The organism is Gordonia sp. N1V, assembly GCF_029269935.1.
GTDB classification, from domain to species: Bacteria; Actinomycetota; Actinomycetes; order Mycobacteriales; family Mycobacteriaceae; genus Gordonia; species Gordonia polyisoprenivorans.
The window spans coordinates 73,523-96,710 of sequence record NZ_JARJDD010000023.1 but is presented as its reverse complement, the minus strand read 5'-3'; the positions used below and the strand labels follow the sequence as shown (position 1 = coordinate 96,710).

General features: G+C 67.9%; 20 protein-coding genes and 1 riboswitch. Of the genes, 13 read left to right on the top strand and 7 right to left on the bottom strand.

Going from position 1 to position 23,188, the window contains the following annotated elements; genetic code table 11:
* The first annotated feature begins 252 nt into the window (after nucleotides 1-252).
* On the top strand, nucleotides 253-1,458 hold the full coding sequence (locus P3L18_RS23315; RefSeq protein ID WP_276115374.1) for an aminotransferase class I/II-fold pyridoxal phosphate-dependent enzyme: 1,206 nt from the start codon (nucleotides 253-255) through the stop codon (nucleotides 1,456-1,458).
* Nucleotides 1,459-1,462: 4 nt separating this feature from the next.
* On the opposite strand, the gene P3L18_RS23310 is transcribed toward P3L18_RS23315, so the two are convergent.
* On the bottom strand, nucleotides 1,463-2,065 hold the full coding sequence (locus P3L18_RS23310) for a class I SAM-dependent methyltransferase (RefSeq protein WP_276115373.1): 603 nt from the start codon (nucleotides 2,063-2,065) through the stop codon (nucleotides 1,463-1,465).
* Nucleotides 2,066-2,203: 138 nt separating this feature from the next.
* Between P3L18_RS23310 and P3L18_RS23305 the strand changes: the two genes are divergently transcribed.
* Nucleotides 2,204-2,986: an LLM class F420-dependent oxidoreductase gene (locus P3L18_RS23305; RefSeq protein WP_276115372.1), complete on the top strand. Its 783-nt coding sequence runs from the start codon at nucleotides 2,204-2,206 to the stop codon at nucleotides 2,984-2,986.
* A 9-nt stretch (nucleotides 2,987-2,995) separates the two neighbouring features.
* Nucleotides 2,996-3,814, top strand: a complete 819-nt coding sequence (locus tag P3L18_RS23300) for a DUF1295 domain-containing protein (protein WP_276115371.1) — start codon at nucleotides 2,996-2,998, stop codon at nucleotides 3,812-3,814.
* Nucleotides 3,815-3,851: 37 nt separating this feature from the next.
* Here P3L18_RS23300 and P3L18_RS23295 read toward each other — a convergent pair whose 3' ends face one another.
* Nucleotides 3,852-5,207: a nitrate/sulfonate/bicarbonate ABC transporter ATP-binding protein gene (locus tag P3L18_RS23295; RefSeq protein WP_276115370.1), complete on the bottom strand. Its 1,356-nt coding sequence runs from the start codon at nucleotides 5,205-5,207 to the stop codon at nucleotides 3,852-3,854.
* 25 nt (nucleotides 5,208-5,232) lie between these two features.
* Nucleotides 5,233-6,996: an ABC transporter permease subunit gene (locus P3L18_RS23290; RefSeq protein WP_006368006.1), complete on the bottom strand. Its 1,764-nt coding sequence runs from the start codon at nucleotides 6,994-6,996 to the stop codon at nucleotides 5,233-5,235.
* Between the two features lie 254 nt (nucleotides 6,997-7,250).
* Nucleotides 7,251-7,423, bottom strand: a riboswitch (M-box (ykoK) riboswitch).
* Nucleotides 7,424-7,593: 170 nt separating this feature from the next.
* Between P3L18_RS23290 and P3L18_RS23285 the strand changes: the two genes are divergently transcribed.
* Nucleotides 7,594-9,657, top strand: a complete 2,064-nt coding sequence (locus tag P3L18_RS23285; protein WP_276115369.1) for a TPM domain-containing protein — start codon at nucleotides 7,594-7,596, stop codon at nucleotides 9,655-9,657.
* A 74-nt stretch (nucleotides 9,658-9,731) separates the two neighbouring features.
* On the opposite strand, the gene P3L18_RS23280 is transcribed toward P3L18_RS23285, so the two are convergent.
* A complete protein-coding gene (locus P3L18_RS23280) occupies nucleotides 9,732-10,574 on the bottom strand; it encodes a phytanoyl-CoA dioxygenase family protein (protein WP_276115368.1) in 843 nt (280 codons plus the stop codon).
* A gap of 176 nt (nucleotides 10,575-10,750) precedes the next feature.
* On the opposite strand from P3L18_RS23280, the gene P3L18_RS23275 reads away from it, so the two are divergent.
* Nucleotides 10,751-12,853 (top strand): PhoX family phosphatase, encoded by a 2,103-nt coding sequence (locus tag P3L18_RS23275; protein ID WP_276115367.1) that lies wholly within the window; start codon nucleotides 10,751-10,753, stop codon nucleotides 12,851-12,853.
* Here P3L18_RS23275 and P3L18_RS23270 read toward each other — a convergent pair.
* Entirely contained in the window at nucleotides 12,843-13,070 is a 228-nt protein-coding gene (locus P3L18_RS23270) for a PLD nuclease N-terminal domain-containing protein (RefSeq protein WP_276115366.1), read from the bottom strand. The two genes, P3L18_RS23275 and P3L18_RS23270, sit on opposite strands and share 11 nt — an antisense overlap.
* A 58-nt stretch (nucleotides 13,071-13,128) precedes the next feature.
* Between P3L18_RS23270 and P3L18_RS23265 the strand changes: the two genes are divergently transcribed.
* On the top strand, nucleotides 13,129-13,602 hold the full coding sequence (locus P3L18_RS23265; protein WP_276115365.1) for a MarR family transcriptional regulator: 474 nt from the start codon (nucleotides 13,129-13,131) through the stop codon (nucleotides 13,600-13,602).
* Entirely contained in the window at nucleotides 13,599-14,867 is a 1,269-nt protein-coding gene (locus tag P3L18_RS23260; protein ID WP_006368012.1) for an MFS transporter, read from the top strand. Before P3L18_RS23265 ends, P3L18_RS23260 begins: the two co-directional genes overlap by 4 nt.
* 81 nt (nucleotides 14,868-14,948) lie before the next feature.
* On the opposite strand, the gene P3L18_RS23255 is transcribed toward P3L18_RS23260, so the two are convergent.
* The gene (locus tag P3L18_RS23255; RefSeq protein ID WP_006368013.1) at nucleotides 14,949-16,289 is read right to left on the bottom strand and encodes a hypothetical protein; all 1,341 of its coding nucleotides are present in this window, start codon (nucleotides 16,287-16,289) and stop codon (nucleotides 14,949-14,951) included.
* Nucleotides 16,290-16,370: 81 nt separating this feature from the next.
* Between P3L18_RS23255 and P3L18_RS23250 the strand changes: the two genes are divergently transcribed.
* Nucleotides 16,371-17,120 carry an SDR family oxidoreductase gene (locus P3L18_RS23250; protein ID WP_276115364.1) on the top strand — a complete coding sequence of 250 codons (750 nt, stop codon included), beginning with the start codon at nucleotides 16,371-16,373 and terminating at the stop codon, nucleotides 17,118-17,120.
* Between the two features lie 21 nt (nucleotides 17,121-17,141).
* Here the strand turns inward: P3L18_RS23250 and P3L18_RS23245 are convergent, their stop codons facing one another.
* Entirely contained in the window at nucleotides 17,142-17,552 is a 411-nt protein-coding gene (locus P3L18_RS23245) for a nuclear transport factor 2 family protein (protein WP_006368015.1), read from the bottom strand.
* A gap of 455 nt (nucleotides 17,553-18,007) precedes the next feature.
* Here P3L18_RS23245 and P3L18_RS23240 point away from each other — a divergent pair, with 455 nt between their 5' ends.
* The 5 genes from P3L18_RS23240 to P3L18_RS23220 are packed head-to-tail and all read left to right on the top strand — an operon-like array spanning nucleotide 18,008 to nucleotide 23,187.
* On the top strand, nucleotides 18,008-18,925 hold the full coding sequence (locus P3L18_RS23240; RefSeq protein ID WP_276115363.1) for a hypothetical protein: 918 nt from the start codon (nucleotides 18,008-18,010) through the stop codon (nucleotides 18,923-18,925).
* Nucleotides 18,910-19,587 carry a DUF4129 domain-containing protein gene (locus P3L18_RS23235; RefSeq protein WP_006368018.1) on the top strand — a complete coding sequence of 226 codons (678 nt, stop codon included), beginning with the start codon at nucleotides 18,910-18,912 and terminating at the stop codon, nucleotides 19,585-19,587. The genes P3L18_RS23240 and P3L18_RS23235 overlap by 16 nt, the downstream gene beginning before the upstream one ends.
* The gene (locus P3L18_RS23230) at nucleotides 19,584-20,897 is read left to right on the top strand and encodes a DUF4350 domain-containing protein (protein ID WP_276115362.1); all 1,314 of its coding nucleotides are present in this window, start codon (nucleotides 19,584-19,586) and stop codon (nucleotides 20,895-20,897) included. The genes P3L18_RS23235 and P3L18_RS23230 overlap by 4 nt, the downstream gene beginning before the upstream one ends.
* The gene (locus P3L18_RS23225; protein ID WP_079931915.1) at nucleotides 20,894-21,895 is read left to right on the top strand and encodes a MoxR family ATPase; all 1,002 of its coding nucleotides are present in this window, start codon (nucleotides 20,894-20,896) and stop codon (nucleotides 21,893-21,895) included. Before P3L18_RS23230 ends, P3L18_RS23225 begins: the two co-directional genes overlap by 4 nt.
* Complete coding sequence (locus P3L18_RS23220) at nucleotides 21,895-23,187, top strand: DUF58 domain-containing protein (RefSeq protein WP_276115361.1); 1,293 nt, start codon at nucleotides 21,895-21,897, stop codon at nucleotides 23,185-23,187. The genes P3L18_RS23225 and P3L18_RS23220 overlap by 1 nt, the downstream gene beginning before the upstream one ends.
* The last annotated feature ends 1 nt before the right edge of the window (nucleotide 23,188 follow it).

The following is a 23,188-nucleotide window of genomic DNA, read 5'->3' as shown; positions in this document are numbered from 1 at the left end:
GGTGCAACAGGTCTCGAGGCTCGTCGCTAACGCTCCTCGACACCTCGACCACCGGGAAGCAGGGCTCGTCGCTAACGCTCCTCGGCACTTCGACCACCGAGATTGAAGTGTCCCGGCGGTCTTCTGCGATAGCCGGCGAGGCCCCCCGGATGGTCGAGGTTTGGTCGAGGTGTCGAGGAGCGCCAGCGACGAGGTCTCGAGACCACCGACAGCCGACATCGAAAACCCCACAGCGGTGCTAGACAAGAGGACATGACCGGTCGAGAGCTGCCGAGACCGACGGCGCCGTCGCTGGCGGAGCTGCGTCGGCGCAACAGCGAGAAGTGGCGCAGCTACCCCGACGACGTGTTGCCGTTGTTCGTGGCGGAGATGGACTATCCGATCGCGTCGGTCGTGGCCAACGCCATGCGCACCCAGATCGAGACCTCCGACCTCGGTTACGCCGGCACCACCGGCAGTGTGGGACCGGCGTTCTCCGGGTTCGCCGAACGGCACTGGGGCTGGCGCGTCGACCCCGACGACGTTCACCTCACCACCGACGTCAGCGTGGTGATCGTCGAAGCACTCCGGGCCGCGATCTCACCCGGCGACCGAGTGATCATCACGCCGCCGGTGTACCCGCCGTTCTTCGAACTCATCCCGGAAGCCGGCGGCCGCCTCCACCAGGTACCCCTGATCGCAGACTCGGCCCGTCCCACCGGCTACCGCCTCGATCTCGACGCGATCGGCGCGGAATTCGCTGCGGGCACACGCGCTATCCTGCTCTGTCATCCGCACAATCCGCTCGGCCTCGTGCACCCGCGCGAGGATCTCATCGCCCTGGCAGAGATGGCCGACGATCACGGTGCCGTCGTCATCAGCGACGAGATCCACGCCCCGCTGGTGCACCCGCCGGACATCACGCCGGAGGCTCCACCCTTCGTGCCGTTCCTGTCCGTCAGCGGTGCCGCTCGCAAGGTCGGCATCGCCGCCCATTCCGCGAGCAAGGCGTTCAACATCGCCGGCACCAAGTGCGCGCTCACCGTAGTCGGGAGTGACCTCATGCGCGCCGTCGTTCGACGCCAACCGCACGAGGTCGCCTTCCGGACCAGCATTCTCGGCCGTGCCGCCTCCGCGGCCGCCTACACCCACGGCGACGACTACCTCGCAGCGACGCTCAACACCATCGGCGGCAGCCTCGACCTGTTGGAACAGCTGGTCGCACAACACCTTCCGCAGGTCCGCTACACCCGGCCGCACGCCTCGTACCTCACCTGGCTCGACTTCGGCGATACCGGCCTCGGTGACGATCCGGCCGTACCGATCCTCAATGAAGGGCGCGTTGCCCTCCACCGGGGTCCCGCCTTCGGCGATCAGGGCAAAGGATTCGCACGGATCAACGTCGCGTGCTCACCCGAGGTACTGACCGAAGCGATCGAACGGATCGCGCGCGTCGTCGACGCTCGCAGTCAGAACTAGCGATCTACGTGCGCCGCGCCCGCAGTACCACGTCGTCGATGTGGCGCCCGCCGCCGGCGGGGCGCCCCCGTTCACGGGTCTCGTGCGTGATCACCTGCCAACCGTCGCCCAGCATCTCGGCGATGTCGTCGGGCTGAACGTAGTCGGCCGGATCGAAACCGTGGGCTCGCACACCCTCGGGGGCATGTGCCACCACCAGCAGCGTTCCGCCTGGTCCGACCGCATCGATGAGCTTGCGCGCCACCGCCACATCGGCCGCTGGAATCGGGAAGTAGTGGGCGGTGACCAGTGCGAAATCGCGACCCGGGACATCGTCGGCGACGAGATCGGCCTGCAACCAGGTGATCGCCGGACGCGTATCGATCTCCCGCGCGCGGTCGACGGCGACCTGGGAGATGTCGAGCGCGGTGACCTGCCATCCGTGGTCGGCGAGCCACCGGGCGTCTGCTCCCTCACCGGATCCCACTTCCAGCGCCGTGGCGGGTGTCAGATCCGAAACCTCGATCGGGAGTGCGGGATTGACGTCGCTCGTCCACAACTTGTCGGTATCGCGATACCGCGCATCCCATTCGTCCGCGGTGTGGGGATTGCCGTCTGGAGTGCTCATGCCTCGACTCTGGCACGACCGCACCCGAACGTCGACGCCCCTTGCCCCAGTGGCAAGAAGTGGCCCCGAGGGCGACGTAGTCCACTCCGGACAAACGGGGGGTGCGCACACCCGGCCCGTGGGGGCAGACTGGGAGCCATGGCATTCCCCATTCGCATCGGTGTCCAGATCCAGCCCCAGCACGCTCCCGACTATTCCCTCATCCGCGACGCGGTTCTGCGCGCCGAGGATGCCGGCGTCGACGTCATCTTCAACTGGGATCACTTTTATCCGCTCTACGGCGATCCCGAGGGCGCCCACTTCGAGTGCTGGACGATGCTCGGCGCTTGGGCCGAGCAGACCGAGCGTGTGGAGATCGGCGCGCTGGTCACCTGCAACTCCTACCGCAACCCCGAACTGCTCGCCGACATGGCACGCACCGTCGACCACATCTCCGGAGGCCGGCTGATCCTCGGCATCGGCGCCGGCTGGTTCCAGAAGGACTACGACGAGTACAGCTACGAGTTCGGGACCGCCGGGTCGCGACTCGCCGACCTCGCAGAGGCGTTGCCGCGTATCGACTCGCGGCTGAAGAAGCTCAATCCGGCACCCACCCGCCACATCCCGGTGCTGATCGGCGGCAGCGGCGAGCGCAAGACGCTGCCCCTCGTCGCACAGTACGGCGACGCGTGGCACGGCTTCAACGACGTCGAGACCTACCGCCACAAGTCCAAGGTGCTCGCCGAGCACTGCGCCGCCGCCGGCCGCGACCCGGAGACCATCGAGCGGTCCGCGGGCGTGCAGTACAAGGACGACGTCGATGCCCTGCTCCGCGACGCCGACGCCATCAGCGCCGAAGGCGTGACCCTGCTGACCGTGGGCATCACCGGCCCCGACTACGACATGACCGCCGTCGAGGCACTGTGCCGCTGGCGCGGATGAGCTGACGTCATGTCGGTGCTGTGGGTCGTCGGAATCGTCGCGGCGGTCGTCTGCGCAGGATGCTGGGTGGCGTCGCTGATCACCGGCGACACCTCGTGGGTGGATCGGATCTGGTCGATCACCCCGGTGGTCTACATGTGGATCTTCTGCGGCGCAGCCGGTTTCGACGACCCACGGCTGTGGGTGATGACGGTGCTGGTCACCGCGTGGGGCGCACGGCTCACGTTCAACTTCGCCCGACGCGGTGGTTACACCGGCATGGAGGACTACCGGTGGCAGATCCTCCGATCGAAGATGAGCGGATGGCAATTCGCCCTGTTCAACCTGTTCTTCATCGTCATCTACCAGAACCTGCTGCTGGTGTTGATCACCCTGCCGGGTTACACCGCGCTGCGCCATCCCGGCGGTTTCGGTGTGCTCGACGTGATCCTCGCCCCGCTGTTCGTGGCGTTCCTCGCCGGTGAAACCGTTGCCGATCAGCAGCAATGGGAGTTCCACCGGCGCAAGGCGGAGACGCTGGCGCAGGGCGCCACGCCGCCGTCGCGCTTCCTCACCGAGGGCCTGTTCCGCTACTGCCGTCACCCCAATTACTTCTGCGAACAGGCGCAGTGGTGGGTGATCTTCGCGTTCGGCGCGTCGGCGGCCGGCTCGGTGCTGCAGCCGACCGTCCTCGGCGCCGTCCTCTTGACCCTGTTGTTCGTCGGGTCGACGAAGTTCACGGAGTCGATCACGTTGGGCAAGTACCCGGAGTACGCCGACTACCAGCGCCGCACTGCGGGTTTCGTGCCGATGCCACCGCGGCACCGCGCGCTCGGCGCCACGCCGTGACGCCGAGCGCTGGGCCTCATACTTCGGGCGCCACGGCTCACCCCTTGAACGCCGGATCGAGCGAGACCTGGTCGGAGTCCGAGTCGTAGTCGAACATCTCCCCGTAGCGTCCCCAGTCCACGGCGATCGCGAACTGCCGTTCGGCGTCGGCGGTGCCGAAGCCGCGGCTGAGCAGGTCGAGGAAGAACCCGGCCCGCAGTTTGCCGTCGGCACTGCTGCGCAGGGCGCGGATGATGGTGCGTACCAACGGCGCCCGCGTACTGGCCTGGGTGGCGAAGATCTCCTTGCTGTCCTGGATGGTGGCGCCGTCGAAGCGCGTACCGACCTCGGTGATGTGCAGGTCACCGTCCCGGGCCTCCATCAGGCCGAGCAGCACCGCGGCGTCGACGAGCGGGAGGAGGTCGTCGATCTCGAAGTTGAGGGTGGTGGCGAGGTCGGGAAGATCGGCGTCGCCACCTTGCGCGACGAGGATCTCGATGAGTCCGGCGATCCCGCCGACCGACGCGGCGGGCAGCGGCCGGTTCACCGGGGTCGCTTCGGCAGCAACGGCATTCGGCTCGGACGCCGGTACCGACCCGTTCGGGTCGAACCGTCCGGTGAGCACGCCGTACAGCTCGTCGACCAACGACACGAACTGCGGCGACTCCCGATCCCGGGGCCGGGGCATCGGAACCCGTGCCTCGTGGATGATGCGGCCGGGCTTGGAACCGAGGACGACGACGCGGTCGGCGAGCAGCACCGCCTCCTCGATGTTGTGGGTCACGATGCAGATACTCTTGGTCGGGAAGTCCGATCCGGTCCACAGATCGATCAACTCGTTGCGCAGGTTCTCCGCGGTCAGCACGTCGAGGGCGGAGAACGGCTCGTCCATCAGCAGCAGGTCGGGCTGCAGCACCAACGCCCGCGCGAATCCGACGCGTTGCCTCATGCCGCCGGAAAGCTCACGCGGGTAAGCGGATTCGAATCCGTCCAATCCGATGGTGTCGATGGCGGCCAAGGCGCGCCGACGCCTCTCGTCGGGGCTCACACCGAGTGCGGCCAGCCCGAGCTCGACGTTGGCCTGCACCGTCAGCCAGGGCATCAGCGCGAACGACTGGAAAACCATGGCCGTCGACGCGTTGGCCCCCGACAGCTCCTTGCCGTTGGCGAGTACCGACCCGGTGCTGGCCGGGATCAGCCCGGCGATGATGCGCAGCAGCGTCGACTTACCCGATCCGGAACGGCCGAGAAGGGCAACGATCTCACCCGGTTCGATACGGAGGTCGATGCCGTCGAGCACGGTCAGCACGTCACCGCGCGGGCCGTCGAAACTCTTGGTCAATCCGCTGATCTCGATCAGGGGTGCGGGCACGGTGGCACCACGGGTCTGCTCGTCGGTGATGGTGACAGTCATGAGATTTCCTCTTTCGCAAGCTGTTTCACAGTGAGTAGCGGCGCTCGGCAAGGGCATAGAGCCGGCGCCAGAAGGCAGCGTTGGTGGCGACGACGAACAGACACATCACGACGATGCCCAGCAACAGCAGCGCGGTGTGTCCCGGCGCCGACGATGCGGTCTGTTCGGCGATGTAGTTGCCCAGTCCGTAGGCATGGTGGTCGGTCCCGTTGTAACTGACGAATTCGGCGACGATGGAGGCGTTCCACGCCCCGCCGGCCGCGGTGATGCCGCCGGTCACGAAACTGGCGAAGATGCCCGGCAGCAACACATATCGCCAACGCAACACCCGGGGCAGCCGCATGTCCCGGGACGCCTCGAGCAGATCGTTGGGGATCGCGCCCGCCCCGGCGATCACGTTGAACAGGATGTACCACTGCGTACCGAGGGCCATCAGGACGATGCCGCCGATGTTCAGCGGAATGTGCCAGGCGATGAACACGGCCATCACCATCGGGAACAAGAAGTTCGCCGGGAAGCTGGCACACACCTGCACCACCGGCTGCAACATCCGGGTCAGCCTCGGGTTGAGGCCGATGATCACACCGATCGGCACCCAGATCGCGCTGGCGACGATCATCAGCGCCACCACGCGGGCCATGGTCGCCAGGCCCATTGCGAATACACTGCCGACGGTGGCGAGATCGGCCCAGGCCGCGATCGATTCGACCACCCGCCAGGTCGTGTAGACCAGAACCGCGAGCACCGCGACGACGAAGACCACATCGCCGGTGCGGCGGCGGGCCGCCGTGGTCGTCGTCACCGGTTGCGTACGGCCACCGAGGAATCCGCAGACCCGATCGAGGAAGGCGGCCACCGGCGCGAACACGATACCCGCGGCCCGGCCGGCGTTCGAGCGGCGCAGCAGCGAGAGCATCATCGATTTGGGTTCCACCCCGGATGCCGAGTTCTCGATACGGAACCGCTCGACCCAGGCGGTCAACGGGCTCCAGAACACCGCGTTGAGGGCTACGACGACGATCACCATCGTCAGGATCGCCCACCAGATCCGGGACAGCTGACCGGCATCCGACGCCGAGGCGACGTAGGCGCCGATCCCTGGCAGTGCGTAGGACTTGCCGCCGACGGTGACCGCCTCCGACGCGGTGAGAAAGAACCACGCACCACCGAAGCTCATCATCGCGTTCCACACCATCGGGATCAGGCCACTGGGCACGTCGAGTCGCCAGAACCGTTGCCAGCGCGTCATTCTCAGGTTCACCGCGGCCTCGGTGAGATCGCGGGGCTGGCTGACGAGCGACTGGTAGAAGGCGAACGTGATGTTCCAGGCCATCGAGGTGAAGATCGCGAAGATCGACGCGCACTCCAGGCCGAGTTCCGATCCGGGGAACAGGGCGACGAAGAACGTCACGGTCACCGACAGGAAGCCGAGAATCGGAACCGATTGCAGGATATCGAGAATCGGCAACAGCACCGTCCGTGCCCGCCGCGACCGGGCTGCCAGCGTCGCGTACACGAGGGTGAACACGATCGACAACCCCAGGCCGATGAACATCCGGAGAAGCGAACGTGCCGCGTAATAGGGAAGTTTCGCGGGATCGGTGTCGATCGACGATGGGGCGCCGGCCAAATCGGCGGGTGCGCCCATGGCGTGGGCCAGGGTGATGATGCACCAGATCAGGGCAGCCGCCCCGACGAGCACTAGGATGTCGGCGGGCCAGGCGCGTGGACGTACCCGTTCGGGCCGCCCGGCGGTCGGCGGCGCGCCCCGACGCAGAACTGTGGTCATGTCTGAAAGCCTTTCGCGGACAGCGCAGTTGGTGGACAGTGCCGTTGGCGGACAGTACCGGTGGCACAAGGGACTCCTCGGGCGTCAGCTACCCGATGGCACAGCAATGAGCGGCCGCGTCGGACCCGTCGTGCGGCAGCGCGAGCACGACGACGGACCGGCGGGCAGCCGGAAGAGTCAGTTGATCAATGGGGGTGGTACCCGCGTCAGCGCCGGGTACCGGATATAGACGGGCCGTCACTCATGTGCCCACCTCCTACGTCTCCTCGTCAGACCTTTGGCACTTCGCGGCGTCACCCGTACGACGACGGGAGCCAATCGGGACTCACCCTTGATCCGAATGAATCTGTCCTGACCCTTGGCGTCTCTCGACGTTCGGGGTCGCTGGCCTGTTTCCGCGAAGGAGCCTCAGCGAACAAGCGCACCTTGCGAAGCAAGGTTGGCACCGAAGTGCGCCGCGCGCAAGCCCGGCACCGCCGACCCCGGCAATCCCGACGACCTGCCACCGTCTGCGGGCCGCATTTCGGGCAAGCCGGTCGCTGCCCGACGCACCTCACCTCGCCGGAACCCGCGCCCCGATGCCCTAGATTGAGTGACATGCTGTGTTCGGGATCGCCGGGGCAGACCCGGCACGCGATGCGATCGTCGGGGCCTGTCGCGCCGGCCACCCGCGGACTCGCGGCGGTGGTTTTCCTCGCTGCCGTTCTGTTCGGACCGCTTCTGCTCGGGACGGGCGCGGCCCACGCCGAGCCGCCGACCCGTCTACCCGAGCCGATCTCCGATCCGGCGGGTGTCCTGTCGGTCGATCAGCGCGCCCAGATCCAGACGGCGACCGACAATCTGTACAACGATCACAGCGTTCAGCTGTGGGTGGTCTACGTCAAGAATTTCGACGGCCAGAACCCCGAGGAGTGGGGTCGCAAGGCCGCCGAGCTCAGTGGGCTCGACGACCACGAGGTGCTACTCGCCGTCGCCACCGAGGACCGTGCCTACTGGTTCGGCACCATCGGCTTCGTTGACGGCGTGACCCAGTCGAACCTGTCCGACATCGCGACCGGCGACATCGTTCCCGCTCTCAAGAAGGGCAACTTTCCGGGCGCCGGGGTAGCAGCCGCCGACGGCCTCTCCGATGCCCTCACCCCGTCGCACACCGGACTGATCGTCGCCGGCTCGGTGGCCGGTGTCGCCGTCGTCGGTGCCGGAGGGGCGTGGGTTTACTCCCGTCGGCGCAAACGCCGCGCCCTCGACAGCGGACTCGAGACGCTGCGGGAGCAGGAACTGACCGTCGACCAGTTGGCCGCGCAACCGCTCGATGTGCTCGACCCGTGGTCGCGGGAGGTGCTCACCGACACCGACAATGCGATCCGCACCAGCGAGGAGGAATTGCGGCTCGCGGTCGGCGAGTTCGGTGAGGCGCAGACCGCTCCGTTCACCGCCGCGGTGGCGCGAGCGCGAGAGGCGCTGGCGGCGTCGTTCACGGTGCGCCAGCGTCTCGACGACAACATCCCCGAGACCCCCGACGAGCAACGATCGATGCTGCTGCAGATCATCACCGCCTGCACCGACGCCGACGGCGCCCTCGACGCACAGGTGGCGGCGTTCGACGAGATGCGCAACCTGCTGATCAACGCCGACGCCCGGTTCGACGAGATCACCCGCCGGCTGGTCGATCTGCGTACCCGCGCCGACGCCTCGGCCGGGCAGCTCGAGGCGCTCGTCTCACGTCACGGTGCGCAACAGTGCGCCTCGATCCTGCACAACGTGGAGCTGGCTCGTCAGGAGATCGGATTCGCCGAGCGCAGCGCCGATCAGGGACGCGAGGCGATCTCCCGGCCGGCCGGAGAACAGGGTCCGGCGGTCGCCGACATCCGCGCCGCGGAGGGCGCGATCGCCCAGGCGACCCGCCTGCTCGACGCCATCGACAACGCCGAGGACAATATCGCCGCCGCGCACTCCCGTATGCCCGCGCTGATCACCGAGGTCGAGGGAGAGCTGGCCGAGGCCGCGCAGCTCGGTGCCGACGGCGGGCCGGAGCTGGCGTCGGCGGCCGCGACGGCGACCACGGCCCTGCAGGCCGCGCGCACCGGATTCGACGCCGACCCGCTCGGCGTGTTCACCTCCCTCGTCGACGCCGACGCCGCACTGGAAAAGGCTCTCGACGCCGCGCGCGGGGCGGCTGCCGAGCGCACACGGCGGTCCGAGATGCTCGGTGCGGCACTGACATCGGCGCAGGCGAAGGTGTCGGCGGCACGCGATTTCATCGGTACCCGACGCGGTGCGGTGCAGTCGGTCGCGCGGACCCGCCTCTCCGAGGCCGAGCGATTGCTGGCCAGCGCGCAGAACACCGGCGCCACCGATCCCCTCGCAGCCGCCGATACGGCCCGGCGTGCGGGCTCGCTGGCCGATCAGGCGCTGATGGCCGCGCAGGGAGACGTGGTCGGCTGGCAGCAGGGTCAGCAACCGCGAACGCACGGATCATCCACGGCCGGAGCGGTTCTCGGTGGCATCCTGGTCGACAGCTTCCTACGCGGAACGATGCGCGGCGGTGGCGGTTTCGGTGGTGGTGGTTTCGGGGGCGGCTACACCAGTGGTGGGCGTAGTCCCGGGTCGTTCGGCGGATCGTCGAGTTCCGGCCGGATCGGGGTCGGCGGTCGGTTCTGAGCGTGCCCGGTCGGTGATGTCGGGTGGCGCTGCGGCACAACGGGTTCACACAAGGGGTTGCGCGGCACGAGGTTTCAGCGGGCGGCGTTCTTGACGAACTCGGCCGGGGCGCCGGCCGGTGGCCGGGTCCCCGCGAAGAACCCGCCGCGCACATGTCGGCGGGTGGTGTCGTCGTCGGTGGCGCGCGCTGCGGAATGCCACAGGTATCCGTCGTGCAGCAGGATGTCGCCGCGCTCGAGGTAGACACCGATCTCGCCGGGCACCTTCTCGAATCCGAGCGGCATCGCGAACGGCGGTGCGGCGTTGGTCCATCCGCGGGCGGGCACCGCGGTCGCCGGTACCTCGACGTTGTTGACGTTGCGAAACGGTGCGGGTGTGGCCCAGCGATGACTGCCGGGCACCACGCGGAGGAAGCCGTTGGCCGGTGAGGTGGCGTCGATGTGGATGGTGAAGGCCGCCGACGGCCAGATGTCCATGCTGGGGCTGGCCTGCCAATCCGAATGCCAGCCGATGCGCGAGTACCCCGACTCGCGGCCCGGGCGGGCATCTTGGTAGACCACTCCGAACCCGTCGTCGGAACGCAGCCACGCGTTCTCACCGATCGCCGCCCGGACCGCGGCGAGCAACGCCTCGTCGGCCAGGAGTGCGGGCACCGACGGGGCGAGTTCGTTGACGTACTCGACGTAGTTGGCGAATCGTTGCGCCTTCGATGCGTCGTCGAGGAACACCGTCGAACCGTAGCGGGCGTCGAGCTCACCACGAATCACCCTGTCCTGAGCCGAAACACACTCGCGTTCGATCACGGCGATTCCCCCGGCGTCGAGTAGTCCGCGCAGCGTCGCGTACCCGTTCGCGTGATAGAACCGCGCGAGTTCGGTGGTCTGGTCGGGGGTGAAGATGCCCGGTTCGCCGATCATGGGCGTCACGATAGTCCGGTGCGTCGCACCTCGCCGTGCGAGCGCGCACCGGCTGTTCGTCCCGCGTTCACCCGGAGATCTCCGCCGGTTCGACCGGCCTCCCTACGGTCTGACAAGGTTCGCAAACAGCCCTTTGCGGACAATCGTCGTCCACCCCAGTTCCGGAGGTCTTCCTCGTGCGTATTCCGTTGCAGCTGTTCACCTCCGCAGATGACGCCGCCCGCAATGCCGGCGTCGGCACCTCTGCGCGCGCCCGGATCACCTGCCGATACAAGTGCGGTGAGGCCTGCTGGCACGAGCCCGGCAACACCAGCGACAACGCCTACTTCCGAGACATCGTGCGCGCCGGGGTGTCTCGACGTGGATTCCTCAAGGGGTCGGCCGTGGTGGCGGGCAGCGTCGCGGCCACCTCGCTACTCGCGGCCTGTGGTGACGACGCGGCGAGCACCGCGTCGGCGACACCGCGGCCCGGCATGGATTTCACACCGGTGGCCCCCAACACCACCGACGCGGTGGTGATCCCGGACGGGTATCGCCAGCAGGTGGTGATCCGGTGGGGTGACCCGGTGCTGCCCGGTGCACCCGCTTTCGACTTCGACAACCAGACGCCGCAGGCGCAGGCCATGCAGTTCGGCTTCAACAACGACTTCGCCGGGCTCATCCCGATCGACGGCGTCAATGGTGGCAGCGGTGCTCCCGACCACTTCTATCTGGTGGTGAACCAGGAGTACACGACCGAGGAGTTCATGTTCCGCGGATATGTGCCCAAGGAGCCGACCGAGCAACAGGCCCGCATCTCGATGGCCGCGCACGGGATCACCGTCGTCGAGGTGGCCGCGGTCCCCCGCTCGGGTGCGTTGACTCCGGTTGTCGGGGAACGGAATCGGCGTATCACCGCGTCGACCCCGTTCCGGTTGACCGGGCCGGCGGCCGGCAGCGAATACGTTCGCACCTCGGCGGATCCGGCCGGAACGACCGTGCTCGGCACGATCGGCAACTGCTCCGGTGGCATCACGCCGTGGGGCACGATGCTCTCCGGTGAGGAGAACTTCAACAACTACTTCTCCAACGCGAGTCGGGTGACCGAACCCGCCGCCGTCGAGAACCTCGAGCGCTACTCATTTGCCGACGACGCCGACTATCACCAGTGGGGTCGCTACGAGACACGCTTTGATCTCGCGCAGGAACCCAACGAGGCCAACAGGTTCGGTTATGTCGTCGAGGTCGATCCGCAGGACCCGGCGGCGACGCCGATCAAGCACAGCGCGCTGGGTAGGCTCAAACACGAGTCGGCGACCATCCATGTGGTGCAGGGTGGTTCGAATGCCGGCACCGTCGTCGCCTACAGCGGCGACGACGAACGCTTCGAGTACATCTACAAATTCGTCTCGAGCCGCAAGGTCTCCGAGGGACGCTCGAAGACCGCGCGTGCGGCGAACCTACGAATCCTCGACGAGGGCACCCTCTACGTCGCGAGCTTCACCGGTGATCATCCCGAACAGATCGACGGCAGCGGCCGGGTACCCGACGGTGGGTTCACCGGCACCGGCCGCTGGCACAAGCTGCTGACCGTCGACGAGAATGGTTCGGCCACTTCTCATGTCGAGGGCATGACACCGCAGCAGGTGGCGGTGTTCACCCGGGTCGCCGCCGACAAGGCCGGTGCCACCAAGATGGACCGTCCCGAGGACATCGAGCCGCATCCGCAGACCGGCAAGGTGTATTGCGCGCTGACCAACAACACCAAACGCGGCACCAAGGGCAAGGCCGCCGCCGACACCGCCAATCCGCGCAACGAGAACAAGAACGGTCAGATCATCGAGATCGACGACGACCATGCGGGGACCGAGTTCACCTGGAATCTGCTTCTGGTGTGCGGGGATCCGGCCGAGGCCGACACCTACTACGCGGGCTTCGACAAGACCGCGGTGAGCCCGATCTCGTGCCCGGACAACGTGGCCTTCGATCCGCACGGCAACCTGTGGATCTCCACCGACGGCAACGCCCTCGACAGCAACGACGGTCTCTTCGCGGTCGCGCTCGACGGACCTCGACGCGGCGAGACCAAACAGTTCCTCACCGTGCCGGCCGGCGGTGAGACGTGCGGACCGATCATCACCGACGACCGCGTCGTGGTGTGCGTGCAGCACCCCGGCGAGGATGACGACCACTCCGCGGACAATCCGATGTCGCACTGGCCCGACGGTGGAAACTCGCAACCGCGGCCCTCGGTGGTGGCGGTGTGGCGCGACGGAGGCGCGATCGGCGTCAACGCCTGACGTCGCGGCCCCAGACGAAGTACGCGATGGGGCCGAAGAAATTCACGAAGGACGCGGCCACCCACGCCCGCTTGGTGCCGCGGATCTCGGCTGCCGGGCGGCGGGACAGATCCCACAGTCCCGCCGCCTGCAGCGCGACCTGCGCGAACGCGCCGACGCGGATCGCGGTCCGCGACCGTGGGGACAGTTCGGAGAACTTCTTCTTGCGTCGGGTCACACAGGTCACAGTACCCACCGCTTTTATTTCGTATCTCTAAGTATTAGACTTACGAAGTGTGACCGCCGCGCATCAGGACACCGCTTCCCTCGCCCGAGCCATTCGCCCGGACCTGACCCGTCTGTACCTGATGTTGCGACGCCACACACCGATTCCCGAGTATTCGTCGGCCCAGGCCTCCGGCCTGGCGACCCTGCTCGACCACGGACCGATGCGCATGGGTGACTTCGCCGCACGCGAATCCATCCGCATGCCCACCGCCACCAGCCTCGTCGACGGTCTCATCCGCAACGGGCTGGTCCTGCGCGAACCCGATCCGACCGATCGCCGCGCCGTGCTGGTCTCACTGACCGACCACGGCCGGGCGGTGCTCCAACGGGTTCGCGAACAGCGCGATGACGTGCTCGCCCACGCCATCGCCGAAATCTCCGACGACGACCGCGCCGCGCTGGCCGCCGCCGCACCGGCCCTGCGAGCGCTGCACGAAGTGCTCGAGGGCACCGTTCCGACACGTCAACGAGGAGACCAATGACCACCCGAACACCGGCTGCCACAGCCACATCCGACGAGCACTCACTGCTCGCCACCTTCGCCGCACAACCCCGTACGGTCTGGGTGACCGCGTTCGCCGCGGTCATCGCGTTCATGGGGATCGGGCTGGTCGACCCGATCCTCAACAGCATCGCCGAGGCGCTCAACGCGCCGCCGGACAAGCTGACCCTGCTCTTCGGCGTGTACGTCGGCGTGCAGTGCGTCGCCATGCTGATCACCGGGTGGTCTGCCTACCGCTTCGGCCCGAAACGCACACTGACCGTGGGCCTTTCACTCATCGTCCTCGCCGCGGCCATCTCCGCGTTCGCCGGCGGCATCGACCAGCTGATCGCCTACCGGGTGATCTGGGGACTGGGCAACGCGCTGTTCATCGCCACCGCACTCGCCTTCATCGTGAGCTCGGCCAAGGGCTCGACGCACGGCGCGATCATGCTGTACGAGGCCGCATTGGGCGTCGGCCTGGCCGTCGGGCCATTGCTCGGGGCGATCCTCGGCTCGTGGACCTGGCGTGCACCGTTCGGTGGCACCGCGATCCTCATGCTGATCGGCGCCATCCTGTGCGCGGTGATGCTCCCCGCCGACGGGCCGCGCACGTCCCGTGAACCGGTGGCGATCCTCGATCCCATCAAGGCGCTGCGCAACCGTACCCTGCTGATCACCTCGATCGGCTCCGCCTTCTACACCGGCGCTCTGTTCACCGTCATCGCCTGGGCACCGATTGCCATGGGGCTCAAGCCCATCTGGGCCGGACTGATCTTCTTCGGTTGGGGTCTGCTCACCGCACTCGCCGGTGTCTTCGTCGCACCGCGCATTGCCGAGGCGCTCGGCCAGCGTGGTGGCGTGATGTCGGCGATCGCCGCGTACGCCGTGGTGATGGCACTGGCAGGCGTCGGCACCTTCACCGGTCACGTGTGGCTGATCGGACTCGCCGTCGTCCTGTCGGGCATCCCGTCCGGTGTGCTCAACACGCTGTTCACCGGTGTCGCGATGGGGTCGGGAGACGGCTCGACGCCGCGGTCGGTCTCGAGCGCCGGCTACTCGTTCCTGCGGTGGGCCGGTGCGGCGGTGGCCGCCGTTCTCGTCGCACATCTCGCCGAGTGGTTCTCCTCGACGGCCGCCCCGTGGTGGTTCGCCGCCGCGTACTGCGTCGTCGCCGTCATCGCGGTGAGCTTCGTCCGCACCACCGGCGCCGAATCCCACGAGGTGGCCGAAGAAGCGGTGCTCGTCGGGGCCGAGGAGTACTGAGGCCGGGAGTCCTGGGACCCGTTCTCATCCAAGACCGCTCACCCACCGGGTGGGCGGTCTTCGTGTGTCGCTCTGTGTGTGTCAGTCCAACCAATCCAGCACCGACGCGGCGGTCCAACTCTGCTGCATGCTGCCGAGCGGTTCGCCGGTGAAGGGTTCGTAGTACTCGGCGAAGGCGCCGTCGGTGGCCTGACGCAGACCTTCCTCGCGCAGTCGCGCCGATCGCTCGGGCCAGCCCCGCCGCGCGAACGCCCAACTGAACAACCACGTCATCACCGGCCAGACCGGGCCGCGCCAGTACTCGCGCGACCGGAAGTCCGCGGAGATCGGCGACGTCGACGGCGGCACGGCGTAACGCAGGTCCGGATGTCCGCAGAACCGCGGTCCGTCGAACAGGCGGAGCAGTGCACGCTCCTGCTCGCGCGACAGGCCGCCGCACAGCAGCGGCGCGAACTGCGCGATCGTCTCGGTGGTGATCCACCTGTCGGCCCGGAGGTCGAAATCCCTTGCTGCGCCATTACGTTCGTTGGACGCCGCGGCAACACCGGTCCGGTAACGATCGGCCCAGGCCCGCAGGTCCCGGACGTCGGACCGCGGTTTGGAGTAGTCCTCCCCGATGGTCGCCAGCACGTCGCAGGCGAGCGAGAAGATGGCACTGACGAAAACGTCCTCCACGGCGAAACTCATCACCTTGGGGAGCAACTCGTCGTCGTAGTTGGCGCGCTTCATCTCCTCGACCAGCCAGATATAGCGGTCGTACTCGTGGTCGGTGGGTCGCATCGACAGGTCGGTGACGTGGTCGAGGTCGGCGCGCTGGTACGGGGGGAGATCGTCGCCGGGGGTCACCCCCGCGTAGGGCTTGTCCCAGCGCGGGGAGTTGTCCATCCCTGACTCCCACCCGTGATAGATCGTGATGCGTCCACGACCGTTGGGGTCACGGGCGTGCGCGAGCCAGCGGTGCCAGCGCACGAGGGCGCCCCACCGCCGGTCGATGAACTCGTTGGCCATCGAGCGGGTGGTGCGACCGTGGCGTCGCGAGTGGTCCAGGATGCGTTGCACGGCGATCGCGTGCACGGGCGGCTGGGTGATCCCGGAGGTGTCGGGGTAGTCCGGTGCGCACTCGGCCAGGCGCGCGCACTCCCAGCGTCGGGGTCCGGGGAAGTAGCCGTCGCGGCCATTGGCGAACACGATGTGCGGGATCATCCCGTTGGACCACTGCGCCGAGAGCAACGTGTCCATCTCGATGACCGCGCGTTCCACCGACAGCGGCGCCAGTCCCACGGTGACGAACGCCGCATCCCAACTCCACATGTGCGGGTACAGGCGAGGGGCGGCACTGGTCATCGTGCCCAGGTCGTTGCCGCGCAACAGGTACGCGGCGCGTGCCGCGAGCTGGGTGGGGGTGAAACCGTTGCGCGCCATGCGGAGATTCTGCCCCGCCGTGCTCATCGGCGCCGGATGAGGATCGGCCGGCGCCGCAATGCCGGGTTCTAAGCTCGGATCATGTCCACCGCATTGATCACCGGGGCCAGTCGCGGCCTCGGCGCCGCCATCGCCCGTCAACTCGCCCCGACCCACGATCTGCTACTCGGCGGGCGTCCGTCGGCTGAGCTCGACGCGCTGGCCACAGAATTGGACGGCGCCGGGAGCGGAGCGAGCGGGCCGAATAGTCACGGCGCCGGGAGCGGAGCGAGCGGGCCGAATAGTCACCGCGCATCGACGTTTGCGGTCGACTTGACCGATCACGAGGAGGTGGAGGCGGCCGCGGAGGCCATCTCGTCGCTGGATGTGCTCGTGCACAGCGCGGGTGTCGGGAGCAGTTTGTTGCCGGTCGGGGAGACTCCCGTCGACGAATGGCGTCACCTTCTCGAGGTCAATCTCATCGCGGCGGCGGAGCTGACCCGCGTCCTGCTCCCGGCGCTGCGTGCATCGGGCGGGCACGTCGTCTTCATCAACTCGGGTGCGGGCCTGCGCGCCAATCCGGGCTGGGCCGCCTACGCGGCGAGCAAGTTCGGGCTGCGCGCGCTCGCCGACGCGCTACGCCTCGAGGAACCATCGTTGCGGGTCACGTCGGTCTTCCCCGGTCGGATCGACACCGACATGCAGCGCGACCTGATCGCCATCGAGGGCAAGGAGTACGACCCGGGTCAGTTCCTCAAGCCGGAGACCGTCGCGGCGGCCGTCGTACATGCCATCCACACTCCTGCCGATGCCCATCCCGCCGAGATCGTGCTGCGGCCGACGGGCCGATGACCGCCGATCACCTGTGACGTTTCAGAGCTGGACGAGGTCGCTGGGTTGCCACACCGCTCGCATCGAGGCGATCTTGCCGTCGGCGTCGAAGACCATGATGTCGACCGGGGTGATCTCGAAGCGCATGCCGGAGGTTCCGGTGACGAGGGTGAACTCGAAGACCGCGGTGTCGCCGGCGATTTTCTTCCACTTCAGAGTTGCGGTGCGCTCGTCCATGTTCGTGATGATCGAGTAGAACTCGACGAGTTGCTCGCGGGTGTTGCGAACGTCTGCGCCGATCGGGTCCTCGACGGTCGCGTCGGGTGCGTAGAGGTCGGCGATCTGTTCGGCGGTGCCGTTGGTCAGGAAGTCGATGTAGTTCTCGACGACCTCGGTGATCCGGGCCTGCGCCCTGTCGGAGTCCTGCGCACTGCTGTCCTGTTCGACGCTCATCGAGTGTCCCCTCTGCTGAAGAATTAGAACGTGTTCTCGTTTGACGATAGCAGCGGCGCGCACCTGGCGGGAATGGGTTCTTCGGTCATCCGGACAACCGATACCCACAGCTGTCCGCACAGCATCGGACATCGCGAATTTGATAGGTTCGCGCACACACTGTGTGTCCGACAACGGCGCGGACGCGATCATCGGTTCGTCGAGGGAGCCCCATGAGCCAGCCACCGGGAGACGGCTCTCGGGATCCGGGGTGGGTGGCGCCGGGAGCGGAGCGAGCGGGCCACGATGCGCCGGCGCCGGGAGCGGAGCGAGCGGGCCACATTCCACCTGCGCCGTCCGGCGCGGCCGACGAATGGACATCGACGCCGACACCACCGCCTCCGCCGATCACCGGCCCCCAGTGGGGGACTGCGGTCGGCGGGCAGCCGGGTGCCGCGTCGCAGGATCCTCGGTATATGCCAGGCCACTTCGGTCCCCCGCCGACACACAAACCGGGCATCATCCCGCTGCGTCCGCTGAACGTCGGCGATCTGATCAGCGGCACGTTCGCGGCGATCTTCGGTAATCCGCGCGTCTACTTCGGGTGGTCGGCGGTGGTGAGTGGGGTCGTCACGGTCGGCGGCCTACTGGTCTTGGTGGTTGTTCGGATGGTGAGCGACTCGGGACTCTTCGATGCGGAAGCATGGCTGGCCGGCGGGCCCGACGCGATATCGGACGCCGCGTGGGTCGGGCGATGGATGCTCGCCGGACTGGTGGCCTACCCGGTCGCGCGCGATGTCATGGGTGTCCGCTCGGGGTGGATCGAGTCGTGGCGATTCATGCGCGGATCGATATGGCGAATCCTTGGCGGCACAGCGCTTCTCGGGCTGGTGACTCTCGTGTGCTTCATTCCTGCCCTCGTTGTGATCGAGCTCGGTCTCGATTCGGCGGGCGTCGGTACGCTCGTCGCGGTGCTGATCGTCACTGCGGTGCTGGTGCTCGGATACTCGTGGCTCTACATCCGGATGTCGCTGACGGTGCCCGCGGCTGCCGTCGAGGGTCTGGGTCCCGTTGCCGCCCTGGCGCGTTCGGTCACACTGACCCGGCGATCGTTCGGCCGCTACTTCGCTGTGGTCCTGTTGCTGAACCTCATCACCGTGGTCATCGAGCTCGTGCTGTCGCAGGTCGTCGATGCGGTGACCGGCCTCGGCGGTGGTGTGCTCGGCGGTGTCGTCGCCGTCGTGCTGGCGGTGCTCGTTGCAGCGATCGTACAGCCGCTGATCGCGGTGGCGTCGGCACTGATGCATGTCGATGCCCGAATCCGCAAGGAGGGCTTCGACATCGAGTTGAACCAGTCCTTGTCCGGAGGGGGTGTGCCGTGGGCGCCGCGCTGACCGTGCTGGCCGACGGCTTGACGCCGGGCAACGACGAGGCTCGCCAGTGGGCCCGCGATGCGTGGTCGGATTCGCGGGGTTCGGGACCCAGCGCCGCCGACCGGCTCGGCGACGACATCGGGCGCTGGATCACCGATCGCCTGCTCGATGTGGTGGGTGCGGGCAAGACCGTGCCGGGCATCATCGCGATCATCGCGGCACTCGTGGTGGTCGCCCTGCTGATCTACGGCATCAGATTCATGCGCCGTACCCCGCGTACCGCTGCCGCCGACGTCGATCGCAGTGTGCTGTCCGACGATCCGTCATCGGCGCGCACCTTGCGCGCCCGCGCCGAATCGTTGCTCGCAGAAGGAGACACGAACGGTGCCGTCGTCTTCGCGATGCGCGCTCTGACCCGACGCTGCATCGAGCGCACCGTGCTCGACGATCTGCCGTCGTTGACCGCACACGAGGTCGCGACCCGGCTGCGCCCGGTGTTCGCCGACCATGCGGCCGATCTGGGCGCGGCCGCCGACCTGTTCGACCGCGTCGCCTACGGTCATGCATCGGCGACGGCCGACGAGGCCCGACGACTGTTGACCCTCGACGCCGAGCTGCGTTCGGCACGACCGTCCGCGGAGAACGGCGTCGGCTCCGGCGCAACGTATGCGGTGCCACGATGAGCACGCCGAACACCACACCGACACTCGAGAAGACCGGCGGGGAGCCGAATACGCCGGGACCCGGACGGACTCGATCAGGGCGTTGGGTGTGGTGGGTGGTCGGCGGTGTCGTCGTTGCGGTGGTCCTCGTACTCGCGGTGCTCGCGCTGGTCTCCGCGGCCGGGAACCGCTCGTCGAACACCACCCCGCTCGATCCCGGCAATCGTGGCTCCGACGGAACGAGCGCGCTCGCGTCCATCATCGACGACCACGGCGTGAACGTCTCGGTCGTCCGCGGTCTCGACAGCCTGCGGACGACTTCGACCCCCGGTGCCGACACCACCGTGGTCATCAGCGGCCAGGCGGTGATCTCCACCGACGTCGCCGAAGCCATCTACGACCGGGTGCGGTCGGCGCATCGGGTCGTCCTGATCGATCCGTCGTACCCGCTGCTCGCCGCCTTCACCTCGCAGGTCAGCACCTCCTACGGCGAAAGCCTCCTATCGGTGAGCAAGGCCGACTGCACCCTTGACGGCATCTCACCCTCCGACGTCGTCACCTCCGACCCGGGAAACGGCTTTGCCGGCGGACTGGATACGACGACCGGTGTGACCCAATGCTTCTCACGCGGACAGAACAACGGCGTCAACATGGTCAGCGTGCCCGCCGATCTGGGCGGCCCGCCGATGGTGGCGATGACCGCCCCGATGACCCTCAACCAGAATCTGGCGCGCTACGACAACTCCGGCGTCGCGATACGCACCATTGCCACCACCGATCATGTCCTCTGGTACGTCCCGCAACGCGATGACAAGGTGTCGGATCAGAATTCGAACTCCGACCAGCACAGCTCTCAATCGGTGTTCCCGCGGGCCGTCGGGCCGTTGTTCCTGCTGGCGTTCTTCGCGGTGCTGGCGCTGATTCTCTGGCGGGGACGGCGCTTCGGCCCGCTGGCGACCGAGCCGTTGCCCGCCGTCGTCAAGGCCATCGAGACCACCCGGTCGCGCGGCCGCATGTACCGCCGGGCCGGCGCCGCCGACCGGGCGGCGGCCGTGCTGCGTGTGCGCACCATCGCCGGGATCGCCGGGTATCTGGGACTGCCGTACGACCCCGGCCATGCTCTCGACACCCTCGACGAGCCGGACGTCCACACGTCCTCGACCGATCCCGCTCTGGCTGCGATCATCTCGGCCGTCGCCGACGCCACCGGCCGGGACCCGGCGCAGGTGAGCGCTCTACTCGCCGGCCCGCTGCCGACCACCGATCCCGACCTGGTTCGGTTCACCGACGCCCTGACCGCCCTCGACAAGGAAGTCCTCCGCAGACCATGAATCCCGAGACACCCGCCGCTTCCACGTACTCCCCCACCGACACCCCGCCCCGTGATCTGCGTGCCGCGTTGAGCGCGGTGCGCGGCGAGGTCGCCAAAGCCGTCGTGGGTCAGGATCCGGCCGTCGCCGGTATCCTCATCGCATTGCTGTGCCGCGGCCACATCCTTCTCGAAGGTGTTCCGGGCGTGGCGAAGACGTTGCTGGTGCGCTCGGTCGCGGCAGCGTTGTCCGTCGACACCAAACGCGTGCAGTTCACCCCCGATCTGATGCCCGGTGACGTCACCGGATCGCTGATCTTCGACAACGCCACCTCCGAGTTCACCTTCCGGCCCGGGCCGGTGTTCACCAATCTCCTTCTGGCAGATGAGATCAATCGGACACCACCCAAGACGCAGGCGTCGCTCCTCGAAGCGATGGAGGAGCGGCAGGTCTCGGTCGACGGTGTGCCCCGCCCGCTCCCCGACCCATTTCTGGTCGCGGCGACCCAGAATCCCGTCGAGTACGAGGGCACTTATCCCCTGCCGGAAGCGCAGCTCGACCGCTTTCTGCTCAAGGTGACCCTGCCCGTCCCACCCCGTGACGACGAGATCACCGTGCTCGCACGGCATGCCGCGGGATTCGACCCGAAGGATCTGGGAGCGGCCGGGCTGCGACCGGTGGCCTCCGCTGCCGACATCGTCGCCGCCGCCGATGCCGTCCGGCACGTTGCGGTGGCCCCGCAGGTGGCGGCGTACATCGTCGACATCGCCCGGGCCACCCGGACCTCACCGTCACTCGCGCTCGGGGTCAGCCCGCGCGGCGCCACCGCCCTGTTGTCCACCAGCCGGGCGTGGGCATGGCTGGGCGGACGGGACTTCGTCACACCCGACGACGTCAAGGCGCTGGCCCAATCGACTCTGGCACATCGCCTTTCGTTGCGACCGGAGGCCGAGCTCGAAGGCGTGTCGGTGGCGGCGGTCCTCGACGCCGCCATCGCCTCGGTGCCCGTGCCGCGCTGATGGTGCTCACCGGCCGGTTCTTCGCGCTCGTGGTGGCGGGCGCGATCCCGGTGATCCCCTACCCACGCTACTGGGTGGCCCTGCTGTGGGTCCTGGGATGCGTGGTCCTCATGGTCGTCGATCTGATCGCCGCCGGGTCGACGAGAACCCTGCGGCTCTACCGGCTTCCGTCGGCGCCCATCCGCCTCGGCGAGACCGGGAGCTCGGTTCTGATGGCGCACAACGTGACCGGCCGCCGGTTCCGGGCGCGGATCAACGATTCGTGGCAGCCGTCGGCGGGCGCGGTGAACGCGGTGCACGCGGTGTCGTTGGCGCCCGGCGAGCAGCAACAGCTGGTGACCGGGCTGTGGCCGACCCGCCGGGGGGATCGGCTCACGCATCGGGTGACGGTACGGCGGATGGGTCCGCTCGGACTGGCCGGGCGGCAATCGGGCTATGTCGTACCCGGCTCCATTCGTGCACTGCCACCGTTCGACTCCCGAAAGTTGTTGCCGTCCCGGCTCGCCCGGCTCCGTCAGCTCGACGGCCGCTCGGCGGTGCGGATTCGTGGGCAGGGCACCGAATTCGACTCCCTGCGTGACTACGTCGACGGCGACGACGTGCGCAGCATCGACTGGCGCGCCACCGCCCGGCGACGGTCGACGGTGGTGCGGACCTGGCAGCCCGAGAAGGACCGCCACATCGTGATCGTGCTGGACACCTCACGCACCTCCGCGGGCCGCATCGGTGATGCTCCGCGTCTCGACGCGGCGATGGACGCGGCCCTGCTGCTGGCCGCCCTCGCCGCGCATGCCGGTGATCGCGTCGATCTGATCGCCGGTGATCGCGTCGTCCACCGGCGCGTGGTCGGCGCGTCGCGCACCACCCTGCTCGGTGATCTCGTCAGCGCGATGACGGCGTTGGAACCCGCTCTACTGGAAGCAGATTGGCCGTTGCTGGCCGCCGAGGTGAGCACACTGACCCGGCAACGTGCGTTACTCGTGTTGTTGACGCCCTTGGAGCCGGCCGCCGTCGAGGAGTCGATGCTGGCACCGCTGTCGGTGCTGGCGCAGCGGTACAAGGTGGTGATCGGATCGGTCCGTGACCCGCAGCTCGCCGCGATGGCTGCTCTGCGCGACGACGCGGCCGACATCTACGACGCCGCCGCTGCCGCCCGCACCCTGGCCCTTCGCGGACGCACCGAATCGGCGGTGTCGCGCCTGGGCGTCGACGTCGTCGACGCCGACCCGGCAGATCTGCCGGCGGCGCTCGCCGATCATTACCTCACCCTCAAGTCGCGCGGTCTGCTCTGAA

Bases quoted from the DNA above. Each gene is read 5' to 3' on its own strand.
- P3L18_RS23315 (WP_276115374.1), top strand. From the start codon at position 253: ATGACCGGTCGAGAGCTGCCGAGACCGACGGCGCCGTCGCTGGCGGAG.
- P3L18_RS23310 (WP_276115373.1), bottom strand. From the start codon at position 2,065: ATGAGCACTCCAGACGGCAATCCCCACACCGCGGACGAATGGGATGCG.
- P3L18_RS23305 (WP_276115372.1), top strand. From the start codon at position 2,204: ATGGCATTCCCCATTCGCATCGGTGTCCAGATCCAGCCCCAGCACGCT.
- P3L18_RS23300 (WP_276115371.1), top strand. From the start codon at position 2,996: ATGTCGGTGCTGTGGGTCGTCGGAATCGTCGCGGCGGTCGTCTGCGCA.
- P3L18_RS23295 (WP_276115370.1), bottom strand. From the start codon at position 5,207: ATGACTGTCACCATCACCGACGAGCAGACCCGTGGTGCCACCGTGCCC.
- P3L18_RS23290 (WP_006368006.1), bottom strand. From the start codon at position 6,996: ATGACCACAGTTCTGCGTCGGGGCGCGCCGCCGACCGCCGGGCGGCCC.
- P3L18_RS23285 (WP_276115369.1), top strand. From the start codon at position 7,594: ATGCTGTGTTCGGGATCGCCGGGGCAGACCCGGCACGCGATGCGATCG.
- P3L18_RS23280 (WP_276115368.1), bottom strand. From the start codon at position 10,574: ATGATCGGCGAACCGGGCATCTTCACCCCCGACCAGACCACCGAACTC.
- P3L18_RS23260 (WP_006368012.1), top strand. From the start codon at position 13,599: ATGACCACCCGAACACCGGCTGCCACAGCCACATCCGACGAGCACTCA.
- P3L18_RS23255 (WP_006368013.1), bottom strand. From the start codon at position 16,289: ATGGCGCGCAACGGTTTCACCCCCACCCAGCTCGCGGCACGCGCCGCG.
- P3L18_RS23250 (WP_276115364.1), top strand. From the start codon at position 16,371: ATGTCCACCGCATTGATCACCGGGGCCAGTCGCGGCCTCGGCGCCGCC.
- P3L18_RS23245 (WP_006368015.1), bottom strand. From the start codon at position 17,552: ATGAGCGTCGAACAGGACAGCAGTGCGCAGGACTCCGACAGGGCGCAG.
- P3L18_RS23240 (WP_276115363.1), top strand. From the start codon at position 18,008: ATGCCAGGCCACTTCGGTCCCCCGCCGACACACAAACCGGGCATCATC.
- P3L18_RS23230 (WP_276115362.1), top strand. From the start codon at position 19,584: ATGAGCACGCCGAACACCACACCGACACTCGAGAAGACCGGCGGGGAG.
- P3L18_RS23225 (WP_079931915.1), top strand. From the start codon at position 20,894: ATGAATCCCGAGACACCCGCCGCTTCCACGTACTCCCCCACCGACACC.
- P3L18_RS23220 (WP_276115361.1), top strand. From the start codon at position 21,895: ATGGTGCTCACCGGCCGGTTCTTCGCGCTCGTGGTGGCGGGCGCGATC.